This window comes from Aerococcus sp. HMSC10H05 (assembly GCF_001806975.1).
In the GTDB taxonomy this organism is placed as follows: Bacteria; Bacillota; Bacilli; order Lactobacillales; family Aerococcaceae; genus Aerococcus; species Aerococcus viridans_B.
Genome location: NZ_KV786975.1, coordinates 14,499 through 36,821, shown reverse-complemented (window position 1 = coordinate 36,821; position 22,323 = coordinate 14,499). Strand labels below are relative to the sequence as shown.

At 37.4% G+C, this 22,323-nt stretch carries 19 protein-coding genes and 2 pseudogenes; 3 read left to right on the top strand and 18 right to left on the bottom strand.

Annotated features, from left to right (window positions below; translation table 11 throughout):
* Window position 1: 1 nt before the first annotated feature.
* Window positions 2-976 (bottom strand): PhoH family protein, encoded by a 975-nt coding sequence (locus HMPREF3116_RS03770; RefSeq protein ID WP_070467863.1) that lies wholly within the window; start codon window positions 974-976, stop codon window positions 2-4.
* A 173-nt stretch (window positions 977-1,149) separates the two neighbouring features.
* Between HMPREF3116_RS03770 and HMPREF3116_RS03765 the strand changes: the two genes are divergently transcribed.
* Window positions 1,150-2,100 (top strand): phosphoglycerate dehydrogenase, encoded by a 951-nt coding sequence (locus tag HMPREF3116_RS03765; RefSeq protein ID WP_070467862.1) that lies wholly within the window; start codon window positions 1,150-1,152, stop codon window positions 2,098-2,100.
* Between the two features lie 82 nt (window positions 2,101-2,182).
* Here HMPREF3116_RS03765 and HMPREF3116_RS03760 read toward each other — a convergent pair whose 3' ends face one another.
* The 6 genes and pseudogenes from HMPREF3116_RS03760 to HMPREF3116_RS03735 all read right to left on the bottom strand — a co-directional run bounded on the left by HMPREF3116_RS03760 (window position 2,183) and on the right by HMPREF3116_RS03735 (window position 6,544).
* A complete protein-coding gene (locus HMPREF3116_RS03760) occupies window positions 2,183-2,947 on the bottom strand; it encodes a 2-keto-4-pentenoate hydratase (protein WP_070467861.1) in 765 nt (254 codons plus the stop codon).
* 18 nt (window positions 2,948-2,965) lie between these two features.
* Window positions 2,966-3,754 (bottom strand): SDR family NAD(P)-dependent oxidoreductase, encoded by a 789-nt coding sequence (locus tag HMPREF3116_RS03755; protein WP_070467860.1) that lies wholly within the window; start codon window positions 3,752-3,754, stop codon window positions 2,966-2,968.
* Window positions 3,755-4,210: 456 nt separating this feature from the next.
* Window positions 4,211-4,651, bottom strand: a pseudogene (locus HMPREF3116_RS03750) (GatB/YqeY domain-containing protein).
* A 29-nt stretch (window positions 4,652-4,680) separates the two neighbouring features.
* On the bottom strand, window positions 4,681-4,854 hold the full coding sequence (gene rpsU, locus HMPREF3116_RS03745) for a 30S ribosomal protein S21 (RefSeq protein ID WP_003142732.1): 174 nt from the start codon (window positions 4,852-4,854) through the stop codon (window positions 4,681-4,683).
* A 253-nt stretch (window positions 4,855-5,107) separates the two neighbouring features.
* Entirely contained in the window at window positions 5,108-5,527 is a 420-nt protein-coding gene (locus HMPREF3116_RS03740) for a Fur family transcriptional regulator (RefSeq protein ID WP_070467859.1), read from the bottom strand.
* 40 nt (window positions 5,528-5,567) lie between these two features.
* Window positions 5,568-6,544: pseudogene (locus HMPREF3116_RS03735) on the bottom strand (ring-cleaving dioxygenase).
* Window positions 6,545-6,709: 165 nt separating this feature from the next.
* On the opposite strand from HMPREF3116_RS03735, the gene HMPREF3116_RS03730 reads away from it, so the two are divergent.
* Window positions 6,710-7,546, top strand: coding sequence for a pyruvate, water dikinase regulatory protein (locus tag HMPREF3116_RS03730; protein WP_070467858.1), 837 nt, complete (start codon window positions 6,710-6,712; stop codon window positions 7,544-7,546).
* Between the two features lie 91 nt (window positions 7,547-7,637).
* On the opposite strand, the gene HMPREF3116_RS03725 is transcribed toward HMPREF3116_RS03730, so the two are convergent.
* The 8 genes from HMPREF3116_RS03725 to hisS all read right to left on the bottom strand — a co-directional run bounded on the left by HMPREF3116_RS03725 (window position 7,638) and on the right by hisS (window position 16,761).
* The gene (locus HMPREF3116_RS03725; protein ID WP_070467857.1) at window positions 7,638-8,561 is read right to left on the bottom strand and encodes a dihydroorotate dehydrogenase; all 924 of its coding nucleotides are present in this window, start codon (window positions 8,559-8,561) and stop codon (window positions 7,638-7,640) included.
* Window positions 8,562-8,592: 31 nt separating this feature from the next.
* Window positions 8,593-9,867 carry a dihydroorotase gene (locus HMPREF3116_RS03720; protein ID WP_070467856.1) on the bottom strand — a complete coding sequence of 425 codons (1,275 nt, stop codon included), beginning with the start codon at window positions 9,865-9,867 and terminating at the stop codon, window positions 8,593-8,595.
* Window positions 9,842-10,753, bottom strand: a complete 912-nt coding sequence (locus tag HMPREF3116_RS03715; protein ID WP_083272752.1) for an aspartate carbamoyltransferase catalytic subunit — start codon at window positions 10,751-10,753, stop codon at window positions 9,842-9,844. Before HMPREF3116_RS03715 ends, HMPREF3116_RS03720 begins: the two co-directional genes overlap by 26 nt.
* 146 nt (window positions 10,754-10,899) lie before the next feature.
* Window positions 10,900-11,406 carry a bifunctional pyr operon transcriptional regulator/uracil phosphoribosyltransferase PyrR gene (pyrR, locus tag HMPREF3116_RS03710; RefSeq protein WP_070467854.1) on the bottom strand — a complete coding sequence of 169 codons (507 nt, stop codon included), beginning with the start codon at window positions 11,404-11,406 and terminating at the stop codon, window positions 10,900-10,902.
* Window positions 11,407-11,859: 453 nt separating this feature from the next.
* Window positions 11,860-12,513: an RDD family protein gene (locus HMPREF3116_RS03705; RefSeq protein WP_070467853.1), complete on the bottom strand. Its 654-nt coding sequence runs from the start codon at window positions 12,511-12,513 to the stop codon at window positions 11,860-11,862.
* A gap of 1 nt (window position 12,514) precedes the next feature.
* Window positions 12,515-13,540, bottom strand: a complete 1,026-nt coding sequence (gene sppA, locus HMPREF3116_RS03700) for a signal peptide peptidase SppA (protein ID WP_070467852.1) — start codon at window positions 13,538-13,540, stop codon at window positions 12,515-12,517.
* Between the two features lie 132 nt (window positions 13,541-13,672).
* Window positions 13,673-15,445 (bottom strand): aspartate--tRNA ligase, encoded by a 1,773-nt coding sequence (gene aspS / locus HMPREF3116_RS03695; RefSeq protein WP_180960955.1) that lies wholly within the window; start codon window positions 15,443-15,445, stop codon window positions 13,673-13,675.
* Between the two features lie 23 nt (window positions 15,446-15,468).
* Complete coding sequence (gene hisS / locus HMPREF3116_RS03690) at window positions 15,469-16,761, bottom strand: histidine--tRNA ligase (protein WP_168125785.1); 1,293 nt, start codon at window positions 16,759-16,761, stop codon at window positions 15,469-15,471.
* A 413-nt stretch (window positions 16,762-17,174) separates the two neighbouring features.
* On the opposite strand from hisS, the gene HMPREF3116_RS03685 reads away from it, so the two are divergent.
* On the top strand, window positions 17,175-18,530 hold the full coding sequence (locus HMPREF3116_RS03685) for an N-acetylmuramoyl-L-alanine amidase family protein (RefSeq protein ID WP_070467849.1): 1,356 nt from the start codon (window positions 17,175-17,177) through the stop codon (window positions 18,528-18,530).
* A gap of 198 nt (window positions 18,531-18,728) precedes the next feature.
* On the opposite strand, the gene dtd is transcribed toward HMPREF3116_RS03685, so the two are convergent.
* The 3 genes from dtd to HMPREF3116_RS03670 form a co-directional block, all read right to left on the bottom strand.
* The gene (gene dtd / locus HMPREF3116_RS03680) at window positions 18,729-19,178 is read right to left on the bottom strand and encodes a D-aminoacyl-tRNA deacylase (RefSeq protein WP_070467848.1); all 450 of its coding nucleotides are present in this window, start codon (window positions 19,176-19,178) and stop codon (window positions 18,729-18,731) included.
* A gap of 36 nt (window positions 19,179-19,214) precedes the next feature.
* Window positions 19,215-21,470 carry a RelA/SpoT family protein gene (locus HMPREF3116_RS03675; protein ID WP_070467847.1) on the bottom strand — a complete coding sequence of 752 codons (2,256 nt, stop codon included), beginning with the start codon at window positions 21,468-21,470 and terminating at the stop codon, window positions 19,215-19,217.
* A gap of 84 nt (window positions 21,471-21,554) precedes the next feature.
* On the bottom strand, window positions 21,555-22,322 hold the full coding sequence (locus HMPREF3116_RS03670) for a 16S rRNA (uracil(1498)-N(3))-methyltransferase (RefSeq protein ID WP_070467846.1): 768 nt from the start codon (window positions 22,320-22,322) through the stop codon (window positions 21,555-21,557).
* Window position 22,323 lies beyond the last annotated feature (1 nt).

The window sequence follows — 22,323 nt, the reverse complement described above, 5'->3', positions numbered from 1 at the left end:
CCTAGCCTTGACCTTCACTATCTTCATTCGCATAAGCATCAATAATTGCTGATACTACAGGATGACGCACAACATCAGTTGCAGTAAAGTGAACAAAGTCTATATCTTTAATACCTCTTAAGTATCGTTCAGCATCAATCAAACCAGATTTAGCACCTCTTGGTAAATCGATTTGTGTTTTATCACCATTGACAATCATCTTAGAGCCGAATCCAAGACGGGTTAAGAACATCTTCATTTGAGCAACGGTGGTATTTTGTGCTTCATCTAAGATAACAAAAGCATCTTCTAAAGTACGCCCACGCATATAAGCTAATGGTGCTATTTCAATCACTCCACGCTCTAATAAACGCTCCGTATGTTCACGACCATAAATCGTATACAAAGCATCATAAATTGGACGTAAGTACGGATCTACCTTTTCTTTCAAGTCCCCTGGTAAAAATCCCAAACTTTCTCCCGCCTCAACCGCTGGGCGTGTCAATACAATGCGTTTCACTCGTCCTTGTTTGAGTGCCTGAACGGCCATCATCACTGCTAAGAAAGTTTTCCCAGTACCAGCTGGTCCAATTCCAAACGTTATGGCATGTTTATTGACAGCATGTAAATATTGACGTTGACCTACAGATTTTGTGCGAATGGCTTTTCCTTCAAATGTTCGACCAATTTCTTCTTCATATAAACTCACGAAATGGTTCAGTGTTCCATTTCTCGCCATCTTAATAGCAGTAATCACATCACGTTCACCAATTGTAATGCCCGATTGTAGAATAACTTGTAATTCGGTTAATAAATCAATTGTTTGTATAACACTCGCTTCAGGTCCACTCACTTCAATATGCTCATCCCTAGCAAATATTTGAACCTCAAAAGCTTGTTCAATCAAAGAAAGATTACGGTCCTCAGTACCAAAAAGTTGTACAGCTAACGCTGGATCCATCAAGGCTACACTTTTGCTAATTGTAGATTCTGTCAAATGAAAACTTCCTCCTTTTCGTATTAAGTAAATTATAGCAAAAATGTAAGATAAATACGAATAACAGACCATACATTATCAAATGCTTTGTCCTTTTTCGAAAAGGACATTTACTTTCGAAAGTGAATGGATCAATGATATAATGGAGAAAACGCTTTATGGAGGCATAAAAATTGCAAAAAATTATAGCCATCGCTAATCTAGTAAAAGATTGGCAATTTAAAGATATTCAAGATATTGCGAGTAATTATCAAGTGAAACGAGCAGACGAATTAACAGACGTAGACTATCCCAACATTGAAATTCAATATGGTTGGAACGCTGATTTAGCCGAGAAATATAAAATGAATGGTTATGATAGCCTACGCTGGATTCAAGTCCAATTTGCTGGAATTAATCAATTACCTAAAGAGATTGTTACTGATCAAAATATTCAAATTACTAACATGAGCGGTATCCATGCAACACCAATAGCTGAAACGGTATTTGGTTATATTTTAAATTACTATCGCAGTTTACACATTTATAAAGCGCGTGAACAAGAAAAGCACTGGGCATATGCAAAACATATGTCATTACCTGAGAAAAAAATGTTGATTTTTGGTGCTGGTAATGTGGGGAAAGAAATAGCCCGTATCGGCCAAGCATTCGGTTTAGAAACAGTCGGTGTGAATACGTCAGGTCGCAATGTAGACCACTTTGATCAAACAGTGAAAACAGCGGACGGATTTAAGCAAGTGACTGACGCCAATATCATCGTCAACGTCTTACCAGAAACAGACGCCACACAAGCTGTTTTCAATACCGATTTCTTTAATCGTCAAGAGAATCAACCACTATTTATTAACGTTGGTCGTGGGTCTGCTGTGGTCGACGAAGACCTGATTAATGCTCTAGAAAATGACCGCATTGCTTACGCTGCTTTAGACGTCTTTAATGAGGAACCACTGCCTAGAGACCATCCTTTCTGGACTCATGAAAAAATTGATGTTACACCACATATGACTGGTCAAGTAGAACACTTTGCCATCGAAACATATAAGATATTCCATGCTAACTTAAAAGCTTACGCAGAAAAGGGCGACTTAGCCGTCAATGTTGTTTCAAAAGAAAAAGGCTATTAAATCACAATAAGTCAAATAGATAAAAAAGCATCGGCTTTTCTAAATTTCGGAATAGCCAATGCTTTTTTCGATATTTTTTTGTTTATTTTGCAAATAAGGTTACTGGGGGAAGACCTTCAAATTGGCCAACATAAACACCTGGTTCAATGACTTTAGGCATATTAACGGCACCTGAAGCTACAAACATGCCTGGTTCAATAGCTTGACCAATTTCAGCTAATTTTTGTGCCAACCATTGGACTGAATATGCTGGGTGACCCATCACCTCTTTTGAAGAACCCTGAGTGTATGGTTGACCATCTAGTGTTACTGTCCCTATCACGTCATCAATTTCTTGATAAGTTCGTTTGACATATTCACCAGCTACTACACCTGCATTGGCTGCGCCATCGGCAATCAATTCAAATTTTGAAATATTCCCGTACCAGTTGTCATAACGGCAATCAGGAATTTCATATCCTGTCGCCACCTTACATTTAGACATGATCGTCTCAACAGAATCGTCAGGCGAAATCCTTTCTTCAGCCTTGAATATCATTTCAAATTCTAACAATGGCCCCATAAATTTGCTTAGATCTATATCCGAACCCCAAACGCCTTTATCTGTCATGACACCATATAAAGGAGTTGAAGTCTTAAAGAAGGACTGTTGAATTTTTGCTGACAAAGAAATTTTATATCCCGCAACTTGTTCACCAGCCTCTTTTCGTAAATCTAAAACGGCTTGTTGAACACGGTATCCGTCTTCCTCATTCAATATCCCGAACTTCCCATATTTTACGGGGATTTTATGATTATCTGCTTGATAAAGTGCTTGACTTGCGAAAATAATTTCTTGATCCATCATAAACTGTTATCCTCCATTTTACATGGCGTCAGATGCGCCACCGTCAATATTCACTGCTGTACCACTAACATAAGAAGCAGCATCTGAAGCAAGAAAACTAATCACTTTAGCAGCTTCTGCTGTTTCACCAACACGGCCCATTGGCGTATGCGTATCCTTGGCTTTTTGTTTTGAAAACTCTTCCCAAGTGGGTTTTTCCGGGTCATTTTGCCACATATTTTCAACCTGCTCACTTCGGATATAACCAATACATACCGCATTTGCACGAATATTGTATTCACCGTACTCCTTACTCAATTCCTTGATGACGGCAAGTCCTGCTGAGCGGGCTGGTGAGGTTGGAACTGATTTTGGACCTGGCGTCTTTCCTGAATTTGATAAAACACTAATAATAGACCCTGACGCTTGCTTTCGCATATAGGGGAGTACTTCACGTGTAAAATTCGCCACACCAATAATTTTGATTTCTAAATCAAATCGCCAGGCATCATTATCTACTTCTTCAAATGAGCCCGCTCTGTGGCCACCCGCATTATTGACTAAGATATCGATAGTCCCGTATTTGGATGCAGTATCCGCAATTGCCTTTTGGACAGCGGATAAATCTGTAACGTCAGCTACTGCGTAATCTACTTCAACCCCCGTAGCTTCTTTAATGGCTGTTTGTGCCTCAATTAATCTTTCCTCGTGGCGGGCTGTAATCACAACGTGTGCACCCTCCTCAGCCAGTGTTTTTGCTGTTTCAAATCCGATACCTCTACTTGCCCCGGTTATGACTGCTACTTTACCTTTTAGTCCTAAATCCATCAAAATCGCTCCTTCATCTTTATAGATCTTATTGATTTGAAAAAAGTTTCCACTCAAGTTCCAGATTTTTACCATTCTTTATAGCTTTCGGCCTCAACTAATAAAAAAACGACGACCGTCAACAGGCCGCCGTTTCATTAGCTAGAGCCCGTTTCACGTGGAAAAGGACTCTCCTAGAGAAGAATCCTACTTAGCTAATGATAATAATTCTTGTTTTGAATTAAATGGAGACGCAACAAATACGTCAGCATGCATCATATATATGGAGGATATTCTAAATTGACGCATTGTTGTCACCCCTTTCAAATTACTAAATACAATTTATCAAAAAAAAGAAGTGATTTCAAGCTATTTTTTAATTTTATTTTAATGAATTTCTCATTTATAATATTAAAACTCAATTTTTTGACCAATAAAAAAGGAAGTCAAATGACTTCCTTTTTATATTCAAATAAATTAACTTAAATATTTTTTGGCTACTGTTTGCATTGCATTACCTTCAACTCGGCCTTTAAATTTAGCCACAGCAGTTTGCATTACTTTACCAAAATCTTTCATAGATGTTGCGCCACCTTCATCAATAACTTGATTAACGCCTTCATCAAATTCAGATTCTGATAATTGTGCTGGCAAATATTCTCGATAATGCAATTACAGCAACCGCGCTATCTGCTAATTCTACATGATCTGCTTGACGGAATCCTACTTCCAACTCTTTTCCTTGCTTCAACTCGCGAGCCAAAAGTTCAATTTCTTCATCCACAGACAAGGTATTACTTTGTTAATTTCAGCATTTTGAACTGCTGTCTTTAACATCCGGATAACAGATAACTTACATTTATCTTTAGCTTTCATGGCTACCTTCATATCGGTATTTAGTTGGTCTAATAACGCCATGAGCTGTCTCTTTTAAGTGAGGTAAACAATTAGAATTTACGTTTACGAGCCGCTTCAGATTTCTTCTTACGTTTTACTGAAGGTTTTTCGTAGAATTCACGTTTACGTGCTTCTTGTATTGTACCAGATTTTGAAACTGAACGTTTGAAGCGACGAAGAGCGTCGTCAAGTGATTCGTTTTTACGAACTACAGTTTTTGACATGACATTTCCCTCCCCTCGTTACTACAAATCGTTCTTTCATACTTGAAAAAACGTTCTAGTGAATTATACGTCATTAAATAAATAAAGTCAATTATCCCTACGTCATTTTATTGGTTAATCGAATAATCATTGAATTTTTTTACACGTTGTTACAGTAGAAATAGAAGCTAAATGGGGACTTTATATTAATTCAATTTGGTTTCTTTATAATAAAGAGCGGAAATATCTCCTAAACTTTTTAAAAGGAGCAACATTACTTACATTCACTACACAATCCTTGTATTTCAATTGTATGGCTTATAATTTCACAGCCAGGTAATTGGTCTGCAAAGAACGTCATAGGACATGAATTGATAGCGATCGTTTTACCACAATTCGTACAAATAAAATGATGGTGGTGACCTAAATGTGGATCACAATGCTTTCTAAATACCATCTCACCATTTATCTCTGACGTCTCTAAAAAATGGTGGTCTTCAAATAATTTTAGATTACGATAAATAGTATCGAAAGAAATACCTGGGTATAGGCTTTCTAATCGTTGTTGCACCTCTTTTGCACTAAGGTAATAGGCACCTTCTTCATCGAAGACATTTAACATATCAGCACGTTTTTTCGTATATTTAAAACCAGCTTCGTGTAGGGCTTGCATAGAATCCTCTACAAAATTCATAGTTATCACTCCAATTCCCACTTATTCTAACACGTATTGATTACGATTTGAAGCCATAATCATTGGGCTGTGTCGTATCGAAATGGCGAATTTGTGATTCGATATGCGCACGTTCTTCTTCTAAAAATGGTGGTAAGGACAATGACTCACCAAGCGTTTCATATGGCTCATCGCCCATAAATCCAGGTCCGTCTGTAGAAATTTCAATTAGAATATCTCCAATTCTGGCATATAAGGCTTCAAAGAAGAAACGATCGACCAATCCCGAACTTGGTAAGCCAATTTGTTGATATTTATTCACCCAATGTTGAATGGCATCATGATCAGCTACACGGAATGAAACATGATGGACTTCACCATAGCCTTGTAACCCGGGTGGTGTAACTAAATCTTTACGTAAAATTACTTGACCACCGTTACCACCGTCTCCGACTTCAAATAAAGCCTGTTTACCATCATCTGCTATTTTTTTCATACCATAAATTTCTTCAAGAATTTTTCCAAAGTCCTCAAAATAAGATACCGAAATTTCAATCGGCCCTAATCCATAAATTGCTTTATCAGTTGGTACTGAACCGTTTTTCCATGGTTTTCCAGCCGAACCCCCTTATTATTTTCATCTGAGAAAATTTGTAGTCTTTGACCGTCAAAATCCTCGAAGCGGAGCACTTTTTTATCATAAACTTTTTGAATCTCTTCTGTTTGAATGTCAAATGATTTCAATCGCTCTTCATAATAAACTAAAGCTTCATCATTCGGTACTCGCAAACCAATACGAGAAATTGAATTTGTACCATAATAACCACTTGGAACACCTGGGAAATCAAAAAAAGTTAAATCTGTCCCCGCATTCCCTTCATCATCTGCAAAGAAAGTATGGTAAGTATGAATATCATCTTGGTTAACCGTTTTCTTAACTAAACGCATACCTAAGATGCCTGAATAGAATTGGTAATTCTTCTCTGCGCTGGAAGTAATCGCTGTTACATGATGAATACCCAATAAATCGTTTGTCATTTTTGTCGCTCCTATAATATAAATACTATTATCATCTTTTATTTCGAATTCGTAATATAACACTAACATAATCGCTATTCGAATTCAAATCAATTTAACTCAAATGCTATCTGCAACTTTTCTGTGGTAGAATATACATAATAAAACCATTTTGGAGGCAAAACGATGAGTCAAGATATACCACAAAAGCCAAAGTATTTCCTTATTTCAGATGCAGTTGGATCTCTAGTGAATGATATTTTCCAAAGTGTGTCAGTACAATTTCCCGCCGTCGACTTTGACGTGACCAATTATCCATTCATCCAGCATGATGATATGCTGTTACCAATTTTGAAACAAGCAAAAATTGAACAAGCAGGAATTGTTGCTTCTTTTATCAATAAAGATCTCAACCAAATTGCTGAAGATTACTGTGAAATGGCAGGGATTTTTTATTTAAATGTCCTTGACCAATTAATGGATCAAATTGTGCATCAAACAAATGTGAAGCCTTCCGGAAAGCCTGGTATTCGCCACCAATTAGACGATGAATACTACAAACGTATAGAGGCGTTAGAGTTTGCAGTTAACAATGATGATGGTCAACAACCAAAACGTTTTATAGATGCTGATATTGTCTTGCTTGGTATATCTAGAACTTCAAAAACCCCTTTGAGTATGTATCTGGCAAATATGGGATATAAAGTAGCTAACTTACCCCTCGTGCCAGAGTCTAGAATTCCAGACATCATTTATGAGATTGAAAGATCCAAAATCATTGGTTTAACTAATGATGTGAATGTATTAAATAAATTCCGGCGTGAACGTATGCGGTCATATGGTATTGAAGATGCGAGTCTGTATACAAATGATGCTCGAATTGAAAAAGAACTAGCATATGCGAATAAATTATATGAGGAATTGAATTGCCCTGTAATCAATGTGGCAGACCGGTCTATTGAAGAAACTGCAACATTAATCATCATGTTTTTCAATTCTACAAAAAGTCAAGAAATACAATAAATAACCAATGAATTTTAGAATATATGCACAAAACGCGCATGAGGTTAAAAATCATGCGCGTTTTTGTATCTTCAAAAAGCTATTCATAGAATTATTTTTTTATCATTACTTTCATTTCAGCTATCAGTGTTTCAATAGTTTTAATATTCAGTTCATCCATACGTGCGGGTAGCCCTTCAATAATTTCTTTACAAATCATTGGATTGGCATAGTTAGCAGAGCCTATTTGAACAGCTGTTGCTCCAGCAATTATCATTTCTAATACATCATCAATATTTCCAATACCGCCTACACCAATGATAGGAATATCTACTACTTGTGCAACCTGACGTACCATTCTTAAGGCCACATATTTCAAGGAAGACCCAGACAAGCCACCAGTTAATCCACCTAAAACAGGTTGTCTTGTTTGGAGATCGAATGTTTGACCAGTAATTGTATTGATCATCACAAGGGCATTAGCACCCGCAGCCTCCACCGCTTTTGCAATTACCGTAATATCTGTTACATTAGGCGTTAACTTTACATAAACAGGCAAAGTCGTTACAGCTTTTACCTGTCTAGTTAAATCTGCTGCTACTTCTGGATCAGTACCAAATTGTAGACCACCTAATTTAACATTTGGACAAGAGATATTTAGTTCAATAGCCTTTACATTCTCAGCTTTAGATAAAGCTTTAGTAGCTTCAACATAGTCTTCAACTGTTGATCCAGCTATGCTTTGAATAATGGGTACATCAAATTGTGCTAGATTAGGTAATTTTTCTGCTAAAACACTTTCTACTCCAGGGTTTTTGAGTCCAACTGAATTTAGAATGCGTTCTCCTGAGTGGTAGTAACGAGGATATGGATTTCCTTTTCTAACTTCTACAGTTGTTGATTTGTCCACTAAGGCACCTAAAATGCTTAAATCATATTTGTCTGCAAAGTCTTCTCCATAACCAAAACAGCCAGACGCTGGCATTACTGGATTCTTTAATTCTAAACCTGGTAATTTGACGCTTAAACGTGACATAATAGCCTCCTTAAATAACGTTTGATACGCATTATTGTTGATAAACAATATTTCCCTTATAGATAGTCAACACACACATACCATATACTTCTTCACCATTAAAAGGTGTCACTTGTGATTTTGATAAATAATCTGCTGGATCAATTGTATAGGCCTGTGCTAGATCAAAAACTGCAATATCTGCTGAACTCCCAACTGATAATGTAGTTGAGGGTAAGTCGAATACATCAGTTGGTGCTATAGTCATCTTTTCAAGTAAAAAGGCTAAAGACATGACACCTGTCTTCACAAAATGCGTGTACATCACTGCAAACGCTGTTTCAATACCAACAATTCCAAAAGGTGAACCCATAAAACCGTTGGCCTTCTCAGCTAAAGTGTGCGGTGCATGGTCAGTAGCGACCATATCTAAGGTTCCATCCAATAAACCTTCTAATAAAGCTGCTTGATCCTCTTCACCGCGTAAAGGTGGATTCATCTTATAAGTAGCATCGTCAGCTGGGATATCTAGTTCATTTAGAATTAAATGATGTGGTGCGACTTCTGCTGTCACATGAACACCTCGTGCTTTACCGTCACGAATGGCCGCGACAGATGCCTTTGTGGATACGTGACAAACATGGTAATGAACACCTGTTTCCTCTGCTAAATGAATATCACGGGCAATTTGACTAGATTCTGTTGCATTTAAGATACCTGGTAAACCAAGTTCCTTATTCTTGATTCCCTCATGCATTACACCACCGAATAATAGACTCTCATCTTCAGTATGGGCTACGATGGGCTTATGTAAGCGAGCAGCTTCTTTCATAGCTAAGTACATAGTGCCAGCCGTTTGCACACCAAACCCATCATTGGTAAAGGCAAATGCTTCTGGCATTTTGGCCATATCCACCAAGTCATCTGATTTTAAATCAGCTGTAATCGGTGCGTATTGTAAGACCTCAATTACTGCATCTTCGTCAATCAGCTTTTGAATTGCTGATAACTTTTCTGGTGTATCAGGAGCTGGATTTAAATTAGGCATAGCTGCGACACGTGTGAATCCACCCCGCGCAGCTGCTTGACTTCCAGTTAAAATCGTTTCTTTGTCTTCAAAACCTGGCTGGCGAAAATGCACATGCACATCTGTTAATCCCGGTGTCACAAGTTTCCCGTCAACATCAATCACCTGATCTGAGTCTGCAACTTCAAAATCTAATTTGTCACTTACTGCTATAATTTTTTCCCCATCAATCTTTAAATGAATATCAACTAATTGATTCTCTTTCGTTACTTGTTTACCATTTGTGATTATTAAGCTCATCATATCTTCCTTTCAATACCCATTCTAAAATAGCAATACGCGCAAAAACACCATTCGACATTTGTGAAACTATGCGACTTTTCTTACATTCTATTAATTCATCAGCAATCTCTACGTCCCGATTAACGGGCGCTGGATGCATTATGATTGCATGATCTTTCATCGTTTGGAACCGTTCACGCGTTAACCCAAATCGCTCATGATAGTCTTTTTTCTCAAAAGGTTTATCACCATTAGGATGACGTTCTAATTGAACCCTAAGCATCATTACCACATCGGCTGCTTTTACAGCAGCATCCACTGACATCCATTCACCATATTTTTCGTAGCGCTTATCGAAGTATTGATCTGGACCAGCAAAAATGACATTCGCACCTAGTTGATTTAACATCATCATGTTAGATACTGCTACTCGTGAATACATGATATCTCCAATAATAGCGACATTTAGATCAGTAAAGTCACCGAATTCTTCATAGATTGTCATGATATCGAGCAATGACTGTGAAGGATGTTGGCCAGTTCCTGAACCCGCATTCACCACTTGTACATCTAAATTAACCAATTGATCAGAATAGTTAGGATCTGGATGACGGATAACCACTACATCTGCACCAATTGCTTGCATGGTTAATACGGAATCATACAAAGACTCCCCTTTATTTACTGATGATGTCGTTACATCAAAGTTCATTTGGTGCATGCCAATTTTGTGCTCAGCCATTTCAAAACTCATTTTTGTTCTCGTTGAATTTTCATAGAACATATTAACGATCGTTCGGTCACTTTTAAAACGATCTCGTCCATGTTTAAAGTCAGATGCACGTCTCACTAGCATCATAAATTCTTCATTCGTAAATTGCTCTACAGATAAAAAATGTCGCATCAATATACCTACTTTCATAAAAAAAATGCCCATAGACCCCTGTCCACAAGCACTTCACTAAGTGAATATACTAATCCCCAAAAAATTAGTTCACATAGTAAAATCACTTGTAGCCTCTCGGACCCACTTAAAGTAATACACTATGGTTATTTAATTAAAACCTCATCTTTTTCATCAACTTCTTTTAATGCGACAACAACCTCTTCTTCGCTAGCAGTTGGGATATTTTTTCCGACAAAATCTGCGCGAATTGGGAATTCTCTGTGTCCACGATCAACTAGCACAGCTAAAGAAATTTCAGCAGGTCGTCCTAAATCAACACAAGCATCCAAAGCTGCCCGCGTTGTACGACCTGTATACAATACATCATCTACTAAGATAACTTTTTTACCGGTTAAATCTGTACCGTCTTTTGCTACTTCAATAATCTCTTTAGCGTCATCACGGTAACCTTCAATATTGATTTTTTCAACAGGAACAGTCCCTTCGATTGCTTCTATTTTAGTAGCTAAACGTTCAGCTAGTGGCACACCTCTAGTTTCAATCCCAACCAGTACTAAACGATCAATACCTTTGTAACGTTCGATAATTTCATGAGATAAACGTGTCAAAGCGCGGCTAATCTCTTTTTCATTCATAATGACTTTTACCATAGTATGACCTCCATTTTTGCTCTAAGTAAGAAAAAAAGACTACTTCCTAACTTGCGTACGCAAAAAGAAGTAGTCTCTCCCCCATTTGGTTAAAACTGGACGTATGATGCCTTCTTCGTCTCTCTGGACGCAAGTTAAAGGTTTTTTCATTTATGTTGACATCATTATAACGCATAAAAGGAATAAATCAAGTATTAAATGAAGGTTGCGAGGCCCGACGCTAAGGTTGGAAGCGGTCAAAGATGTATATAATCGGGTTTCAAAAGTCAAAATTGACCGAGACTTTCTAAAAGCACCAATAACATTTCGATATTGTTCGGCTGTTGGTCCAGTACGGCAATCCTAAACGACTTTTGCCTCACCTTCATTCTGGAGTGAATTTAAGTTATTCATGCACACCTGACTTAAGGAACAAACGCCCTGATTCAACTAATCAGGACGCTTACCTTTTCTTTAAATTGCATTCTCTTCAAATAACATGGCAAATTGACCCAATGAAATAACATTTGTATTTGTAAAATAGTCCATAAAATTCTGACGTTTATTTGAGAAAACAACCATCAACCCTAAAAATGGTATTGTTGTTAAAATAATTTTCCCTAATCCTTCTCGAACTAAGCAAGTCATAAAAGATAACTTGTTCTGTTTGTTAGTGACAACTTGCAGGCCTAGTAAACCTTTACCAATCGTTTGGCCATTCGTCCAGTATGTGGATAAGGTAAAGTAAGCAATGAATACAAATTGATCAACTAGGTATGTAATAGCTACCGGTAAATTACTATACATACCTGAAGAAACGGCATTTAATACACCTGTAACTAAAGACCGTAGAGCGTAAACAATGACTAAATCAATTATAAAAGCAACAAGACGAATCCAGAAACCGCCGTAAAGATTACGTGCATAACCTGAAGTAATGTCTGCTTCTAAATTACGACGATAGTTCGAAAAAAGTTCTTGTGGTGAAGCTTGCAAGGTTTTCACTTTACGATTACGGCGTTTCTCCTTAAAATCTGTTTCTACAGTCCCTTCATATAGACGTTCGTTCAGTTTCGGTAATTCAACGCTTTCCTGATGCTTTTTAGTTTTTTCTCGTCGTTTAAACATCTTACTCACCTCCATACATATAGTAGAATTGAGGTGTTGAGGTATCTTCTAAAACCTCTAAAATTTGTGTCATTTCATCAGCTGCATTCATTTCTGCTTGTCCTGTGAATAGCTGCTTATCCGTTAATAGTGACGTGAAGCTTGTTATCCATGATGTTGCAGAAGTCGGTGTATAATCTACAACACTAGCGGTTTCTAAGTTATGGTCTGCTCTAAGCGCTGCTAACGCATCTTTTTCATAACCAATTTGGTCAGCTAAGCCATTTTCTACAGCTTGACTACCAGTATAAATGCGGCCATCAGCTAATTTTTTAACATCATCCGTAGACATGCCACGACCATTAGCCACAATATCAACAAATCGATTATATTTTTCTTGAATAAAACTATTCAACACATCCTTCTCAGCATCAGAAGCGCCTCTATAAGACGAACCCAAATCTTTCATGGCACCTGATTTATAAGTATCCATAGAAAGTCCATGTTCTTCCATGAATCCTGAGAAGTTTGGTACTTGCATGATGACCCCAATGGAACCTGTTGTCGTTTCATTATCTGTATAAATTTGATCCCCTACCATAGAAATCATGTAACCGCCAGATGCGGCCATTTGGCCCATGGAAACATAAATTGGAAAATCACGACTTTCTTTTAAATCCAGTAAAGCATTATATAATTCTGTACTTTCATACACACCACCACCTGGTGAATTAACGGTTAGTAATAATCCCTGAACTTCATCATTTTCTTTAATTTCTTCGATTGCTTCTAGAATGCCTTGGTAATCCATCCCCTCAGAAAAATAGCCAGCCCCAGCATTGTCCATTATTGTTCCATCAACTTCAAGGACAGCTACTTGACGATGAGCATCACCAGCTTCAATGGTATTTTGTGAAGTTGAGAAGGCTTTTGAACCCTCGGCAAATAGATTATTCATATTTGTTTGACTGGTCAACTGATTTCCAACAGCTCCTAGTGCAAGAATAATGACAGCTACAATTGCTAGTATCCATGATTTTTTACTCATTAATTTAATCCTCCTCCAAATGAAAAAAGTAAATATATGTCTAAGTATATTCTACCATATGACATATATTTACTCTTCAAAATTGTGGTATTAGAAAAATTTAAGTTTATGCTTTCAAAGCATCACTGCTTTTTAGTCAAAATCAATAGTTGTAACTGATAATGATAACTCTTCTAATTGTTGTTCTGATACTTGGCTAGGTGCTTCAGTCAGCGGATCAAATGCGCGTCCATTTTTAGGGAAAGCAATGACTTCACGAATATTTTCTTCGCCCGCTAATAACATTACTAAACGGTCTAAACCTAAGGCTAATCCGCCATGTGGTGGGAAACCGTAGTCTAATGCATTTAATAAGAAGCCAAATTGTGAAGCGGCAGATTCCTCTGTAAATCCTAAAGCTTTAAACATTTGCATTTGCATTTCTTTTTGGTAGATACGTAGTGATCCACCACCGATTTCATAACCATTTAATACAATGTCGTATGCTTGAGCATATACATCTTCTGGATTTTCAGCTAACTTATCAATATCTTCTTCATTTGGCATAGTGAATGGGTGGTGCATAGCGTTAAAGCGTTTTGTATCTTCATCATACTCAAGCAATGGCCAGTTTGTTACCCAAAGGAAGTTAAATTGATCTTTATCCATCAAGTCTAATTCACGACCAAATTTCAGGCGAATTTCAGATAATGATTGGTTCACTACTGATTCTTTATCAGCTACGAACACTAAGATATCACCAGTTTCAGCTTGCAAGCGCTCCATTAATGGTGCTGGGTTGTCTTTGAAGAATTTCCCAATAGGACCTGATAAACCTTCATCCGTAACTTTGATCCAAGCAACACCCTTAGCACCGTATGTAGATGCAAATGGCGTTAAATTATCTAAATCTTTACGAGAATAGTTATCCCCTGCACCTTTAATATTGATGGCTTTAACCATACCACCATTCTCAATTGCTTGATTGAATACTTTAAATTCGTATTGATCAACGATATCTGATATCTCTACTAATTCTAAACCAAAACGCGTATCTGGTTTATCATTCCCATAGCGAGCCATTGCATCGTCATAAGTAATGATTGGGAAGTTTTCGGTGATATCAATATTCTTCGTACGTTTAACGACTGTTTTTAACATACCTTCTACTAAATCACGGATTTCTTCCTGCGTTAAGAATGTAGTTTCTAAGTCAATTTGTGTAAATTCAGGTTGACGGTCACCACGTAGATCTTCGTCACGGAAGCAACGTACTACTTGATAGTAGCGATCCATACCAGCTGACATCAACAATTGTTTAAATAATTGTGGTGATTGTGGCAAAGCATAAAATTCACCAGGGTGTACACGTGATGGTACTAAATAATCACGAGCACCTTCAGGCGTAGATTTTGTTAAATATGGTGTTTCTACCTCGATAAATTCTTGATCATCAAGGTAGCGGTGAATAGTAGATACCACTTGATGACGTAATTTCATATTGTTTGCCATTTTTGGACGACGTAAGTCAACATAACGATATTTCATACGAATTTCGTCATTTACATCAATATCATCTTCCACAGGGAATGGAGGTGTTTTTGAAATGTTTAAGATTGTTAAATCTGAAACCATCACTTCAATATCACCAGTTTTGATTTTCGGGTTAGCTAACCCTTCACCACGTAATACGACTTCACCGGTAACTTCAATTACATATTCCGAACGTAAACGTTCAGCTTCCGAAAATTGGTCACCTAAGTTTTCTACATTAAATACAGCTTGAACGATACCTTCACGGTCACGTAAATCAACAAAGATTACGCCCCCAAGGTCACGACGTTTTTGTACCCATCCTTTTAATGTAACAGTTTGTCCAATAAATTCATTAGACACATCTCCACAATACACACTTCGTTGCATTATATGCAGCTCCTTTTAATTTAAATCTATTTATTTAATTCTTTATAAATTTCGGTAAAATCGTTGGCAAATCTTTCTAACGGGTAAGCAGCCTCTTTACCAGACGCCATGTGCTTAATCGTGATTTGATTATTTTCCAATTCGGATTTACCAATGGTCACAACTAAATCTGCTCCTAATTTATTAGCATCTTTAAATTGTTTTTTAGGTTTAGCACCAGAGAAATTCCGGTCTGCTGAGAAACCTGCGTGACGAATATGCTGCATGATCTTCATAGCCGCTTCATCTGTTCCTTCACCGATATTCACAACATAGACATCTAATGCATGCATTTCAGGTACTGCTACCGCTTGAGCTTTCATCAATAAAATCAAACGCTCAATACCTAACCCAAAACCAAATCCAGGTACAGACTCTTTACCATCTGAAATTTCTTGAACTAAGCCATCATAGTTACCACCACCACAAATAGTAGTTTGGGCACCGAATACTTTGTCTTCAGACATGATTTCAAAAATAGTATCTTGATAGTAATCTAAACCACGAACCATATTTGAATCTATTTCAAATTCAATACCTAAAGCAGTCAATAAAGATTGTACTTCATTAAAACGTTTTGTCGATTCTTCAGAAAGGTAATCTAGAATCGATGGTGCATTAGCAACAATCTCAATATCTTTCTTATCTTTAGAATCTAGCACACGTAACGGGTTTTTATGTAGACGTGTTTTTGAATCTTCTGATAATTCATCTGTAAATGGTGTTAAGTAGTCAATAAGTGCTTGACGATACGCTAATCGTGAATCTATATCTCCAAGCGAATTGATCACTAATTTAATGTGTTGAATATTGAGTGATTTAAATAAATCCATTGCCAAAGCAATCGTTTCAACATCTTTAGCAGCGCTTGCTTCACCAAATACCTCTACCCCAATCTGATGAAACTGGCGTAAACGTCCGCTCTGTGGTCTTTCATAACGGAACATTGGTCCCATATAATAAACTTTATAAGGCTTCACTTGTTCTGGTGCATAAAGTTTATTTTCCACATATGCCCGAACTATCGGTGCAGTTCCCTCAGGTTTCAAGGCGATATGGCGGTCACCTTTATCATAAAAGTCATACATTTCTTTAGACACTACATCTGTTGTCTCTCCTACACCACGGGAAAATAACTCATAGCTTTCAAACATGGGTGTACGAATCTCGAAATAACGGTATTGGTCTAATACTCTTCTGGCAGTCTCTTCAATATAATGCCATAGATTCATATCTTCAGGTAAGATATCAGCAGTCCCTTTTGGTCGTTGAATCACAATACCCCTCCTTTAAAATAAAAAATAAAAACGCCCTTACATTCCATTATCTAGAATATAAGGACGAGTGAACATCGTGGTACCACCTTAATTTCAACAGCTCTAGCTGTCGCTCGACGCGTAACGTGCGTGACGGAATAGCTTTGCACTATTCTCCTCCAGAGTGTTTAAAAATAAATGACATTGAGCATTCTCACCACTTAGCTCTCTCTATAAATGTCGACAATTATTTTTGCTCTATCATCGGATTATTCGCTCTAATATTATATCAAAATAAAAAAAGTGTCAAGATGTGAAATTTTGTAGTTGTTCATTCATTCTAAGAACGGTAAACTGAATGATAGTAATGCCAAATTTTAGAAAAAATATAACTTTATCTACCGGACAATCCGGTAAATGACAGAGGTGTACACAAATTGACAGATCATTTTGAGAACCACTTCCAACAAAATAAGGTAGCCTATCTACTTTACCTTATTTTCATTTCTGGAATCGTTGGTCTCTCCTCTTTCCAATTATATCAATACAATAAATCATCTTATCGAGAATTATCAACCACCATTGTCAACCTTCGGGAAGGGCCAGGTATCACATACGATATTAAAGGACAAATTGAAGGTGAAAATCCATACCGGATATTAAGCCAAGAAAACAATTGGTATTACGTGTTATTAGACAACAACGAAATCGGTTGGATACCTACATGGCTAGCAGATAACCAAGATATTGATGCAACAGATTTTATTGCTACAACTTTAAAAGATGAAATGAATATTTATGAAGACAATACCGATGATGCTACGATTTTAATGACCACTGATAAAAATGAGAAATACCAAATTTTGCATCAAGCAGATGGTTGGACTCAGATTCAACTTGCTGGTGAAATCGGTTGGGTAAAACAATCCGAAATCGATATCACACCAGGAACAATTGCTTACGAAGGGGATACAACCATCACAGAAGAAGAGCAATCAACTTATGATGAATTCTTAACGGATTATGATTTCACCGTTACAGCAACAGCAGATGGTGTGAATATCCGAAGTGAAGCTGATAAGGATTCTGATATCTTAGCTAAAGGTGCGCTAAACGAACAGTTTGCATACCTTGGCCAAGAGAATGAATACTACCATGTACGTTCAGTAGATGGCACTGAAGGCTATATCGTTAACTGGTTATCTGACAGCGACTCTACTGCTATGGCAGATGCTGCAAAAGCTGCTGAGTCAACTAGTAGTTTAGCTGGCCGAACAATCGTTTTAGACCCTGGACATGGGGGCACTGATCCAGGTGCAGTAACAGATGGTCTATATGAAAAAGAAGTTACACTTCAATCGGCCCTAACCGTTAAAAAACGACTTGAAGCAGCTGGGGTAAACGTCATTATGACTCGAGATGATGATTCAGATGTTCTTTTATCTGATATTCCTTATATTGCAAACCAAGCAAATGCTGACTTGATGATTTCTTTCCACTATGATGCCATTGAAACGACAGGGGCATCAGGAACCACTGTATACCATTATGGTGATAACTCTATTCCGGTTGCTCAAGCAATTCAAGGACAGTTAATGGAACAATCTGCATTAGAGTCCAATGGGGTTAAGTTCGGTGACTTCCAAGTCATCCGTGATTTATCTGGAGAAGGTGTCCTAATTGAACTTGGTTATATGTCTACACCTAGTGATGTCGCTGTATTTAGTCAAGAAGGCTACTGGAACCAAGTTGCTGATTCAATTTATAATGCATTAACGATTTACTATCAATAATTGATATAGATATAATCAAAAAAGAGGCTGGGACAAAAATGTCTCAGCCTCTCTTTGCTATATAAGAACATTTATAATTGGGTGCCAAAAGTCAGCGTTGTCCGATACTTCCCAAATGTCTCCAATAATATTTCATTATTGTTCGCCTTTTGGTTCAGTACGTCAATTCTAAACGACTTTTGTCTCACCTTCATTTTTTTATGTTTCTTCTGAATCTAAGATAATCGTCACAGGTCCATCATTAATAAGAGAGACCTGCATATCAGCACCAAATTCACCTTCAGCAACTTTTAAACCAAAGTCTTCACGCAAGGTTTCATTTAATAACTGATAGATTTTATTACCGTGGTCAGGTTTTGCGGCATCAATAAAAGATGGTCGATTCCCTTTCTTTGTTCGGGCATAAAGTGTGAACTGAGAAATAGATAAAATTTCTCCAGAAACTTGATCAATATTTAGATTCAATTTATCATCCTCATCGGCAAAAATACGCATATTCGCAATTTTTCTGGCCATGTAAGTAACAGTTTCCGCCGTATCATCATCATGAACACCAACTAAAATTACAAATCCTTTATCAATTTTGCCAATTATCTTATCATCAATCGCTACGTTAGCTTGAGTAACTCTTTGTATGACAATTCGCATTCAAACCCTCCATAAAACTTTCATTGCATAACCATTTTATTCTTTTGCACGAGCAACTGAATAAACATCCGGAATATTTTTCACCCGATCGATTATCTTATCTAATTGATTGACATTTTGAATAACAAAACGCAACCTCACTTTGACAGAATTATCATCATGATTCACATTACCATTAATATTCGTTACGGATCCTGCTATTGGGGTAATAACCTGTAAAACTTCATTTAAGAAACCAGACCGGTCTTCCCCTTCAACCACAATTTCCACTTCATATTGGTTATCCACATTTTTACTAGCATCCTCCCATTCAACTGGAATTAGGCGATTTTTTTCATCTTCAGAAACTTTTACATTTTTGCAATCTCTACGATGTACGGAAACACCTCTGCCTTTAGTAATGTAGCCAACAATATCGTCACCAGGTACCGGATTACAACAATGCGCTAAGCGTACAAGTAATGAGTCTAATCCTTCAACAATTACACCTGAGCTCGATTTAGATTCCTTACGTCTTACATGACTAGGTTGCTTTTGTGATTTGCTTAATTTTTTCTGTTCGCCACTCTCTTTTAAGGTTTCTTCAACAGATTCTCGATTCTTCTCTGCAGCCCTTAACCGTCTTTCTCGTTCAGTTAATCGGTTGGCTACTGCAGTTGAAGATAATTCTCCGAATCCAATCGCTGCGAATAGGTCTTCTTCAGTTGAAAAATTAAAGCGCGCCAGTGTTTTATTGATGTCGTCCTTCTTATAAACTTCTTTAAGCTTAAAACCATGGTTTTCAAGTGTTTCTTCAAGAGCATGTCGGCCTTGTTCTATTGCTTGATCTCGATCTTGTAATTTAAAGAAACGTTTGATTCTATTGCGGGCACGTGATGTTTTTACAAGGTTCACCCAATCACGTGACGGCCCTGCAGAATTAGGTGACGTTAAAATTTCAACAATATCCCCATTTTTCAGTTGATAATTTAAGGGTTCAATCTTACCATTTACTTTGGCTCCAACTGTTTTATTCCCCACTTCTGAGTGAATAGAATAAGCAAAGTCTAACGGATATGAGCCAGCTGGTAATTCAGTGACATCGCCAGTTGGGGTAAATACATAGACTTTATCTTGGAAGATATCCTCTTTTACACTTTCCATAAAGTCCGTTGCATCATTAGAGTCATCTTTTAATTCTGCGATTTGATTAAACCAATCTAATTGTGCATCTACAGGTGATGCTTCTACCTTGTCATGGTTACCCATTTTATATGCCCAGTGTGCCGCCACCCCATACTCAGCTACCTCATGCATTTCGTAGGTTCTGATTTGCACTTCTACTGGACTTGGCTGATTACCAACAACTGTTGTATGAATAGATTGATACATGTTCGCCTTAGGCATAGCAATATAATCTTTAAAACGCCCTGGTAACGGTTTCCAGTTGGTATGTACAATCCCAAGCACTGCATAGCAATCTCGGACTGATTCCACTAAAACACGAATAGCTTGTAAATCAAAAATTTGGTCAAATTCTTTATCTTGATCTTTCATTTTGCGATAAATAGAATAAATGTGTTTTGGTCGCCCGTAGATTTCAAACTTGCCTGTAATAGCACCTTCAACCTGAGCCTCTAATTCATCAATTGTTGTTTGAATAAACTCAGCTCGCTCATCTCGTTTAGAATCTACCAATTGGACAATTGAATAGTAAGATTCTGGATCTATATAGCGTAGAGCTGTATCTTCAAGTTCCCATTTAATTTGATTCATACCTAAACGATCTGCTAGTGGTGCATAGATTTCTAATGTTTCTGTTGAAATAATGACTTGTTTTTCTGGTCTATGCCACTTTAATGTGCGCATATTATGTAAGCGGTCGGCTAACTTCACCATGATTACCCGTAAATCATTGGCCATAGCTAATAACATTTTACGGTGATTCTCTGCTAATTGTTCTTCATGTGACTTATATTTAAACTTCCCTAATTTAGTCACGCCATCAACTAGAGTGGCAATTGTTGGAGAAAAGAAGTAGGCAATATCATCTAAAGAAATCCCGGTATCTTCTACAACATCATGCAAGAACCCCGTAATTACAGTATCTGGATCCATTTTCAATTCAGCAAGAATACTCGCTACTTGAACTGGATGGACAAAGTAAGGTTCGCCTGACTTTCTGATTTGCTCAATGTGCGCGCGTTCTGCGAAATCGGCTGCTTTTTTGACGTAGTCAACTTTCGATTCTGACATGTATGTTGCACATAAAGCTAATACTTCAGCTTTTGTATAATTCTTTTTATTCGGCATGTTACCACCTACTTTCCTAGATTATATGAGTTGTATGTGATTACTATATTACCACATAAATGGCTTAGAAAACCTATCAAGCCTTTAATTCCATCCTAACAACTCAGTTGCAAAAGATAAGGTTGATAATAAATATAAGGGGGCCGTTTCTGTTCGTAAAATTCTTGGTCCCAAACCACATAAATGTACATGATTTAAGTCTTCGGTCAGGCTAGCAATTTCGTCTGGATGAATGCCTCCTTCAGGGCCTGTGATAAAGGCAATCTTGTCTGTAGGTTTAAGTGTGGCATAGGTCTGAGCTAAATTGCTTTTCTCACCTTCTTTTGCGATTTCTTCATAGGCAATGCAAACCTGATTAAAGTCAGAAAGTCTGTTTTTTACCATACTCACACTATGAAGATCTTCAATTATGGGTACAAAGGTTCGGTGAGATTGTTCGGCTGCTTCTTTTGCAATCTTCTGCAAACGAGCTATTTTTTTGCCAGCTTTTTTTTGATCCCATTTAGTCACAGAATAGCGCATTGAAACTGGTACGATTTGTCGAGCGCCTAATTCGGTTGCTTTTTGTACAATGAATTCAAGTTTGTCCCCTTTTGGCAGTCCAACAAAGAGTGTGGTATCAATCGGGATTTCTTTATTTTCTACTCGGTAGTCAACTAGACGAAGAATCGCTTTTTTTTCTTCATTGCCAATAAGTTCACCGATAAATACCTGTTCAGTTTGAGTAACAAGGATCACTTGGTCACCTATCTGCATCCGCATGACATTTAACATATGGTGTGTCGCTTCTTTGTCCATCTCAATTCGTTCATCTACTTGTGCAGTTTTGTTATCAATAAAATATCTTTGCATA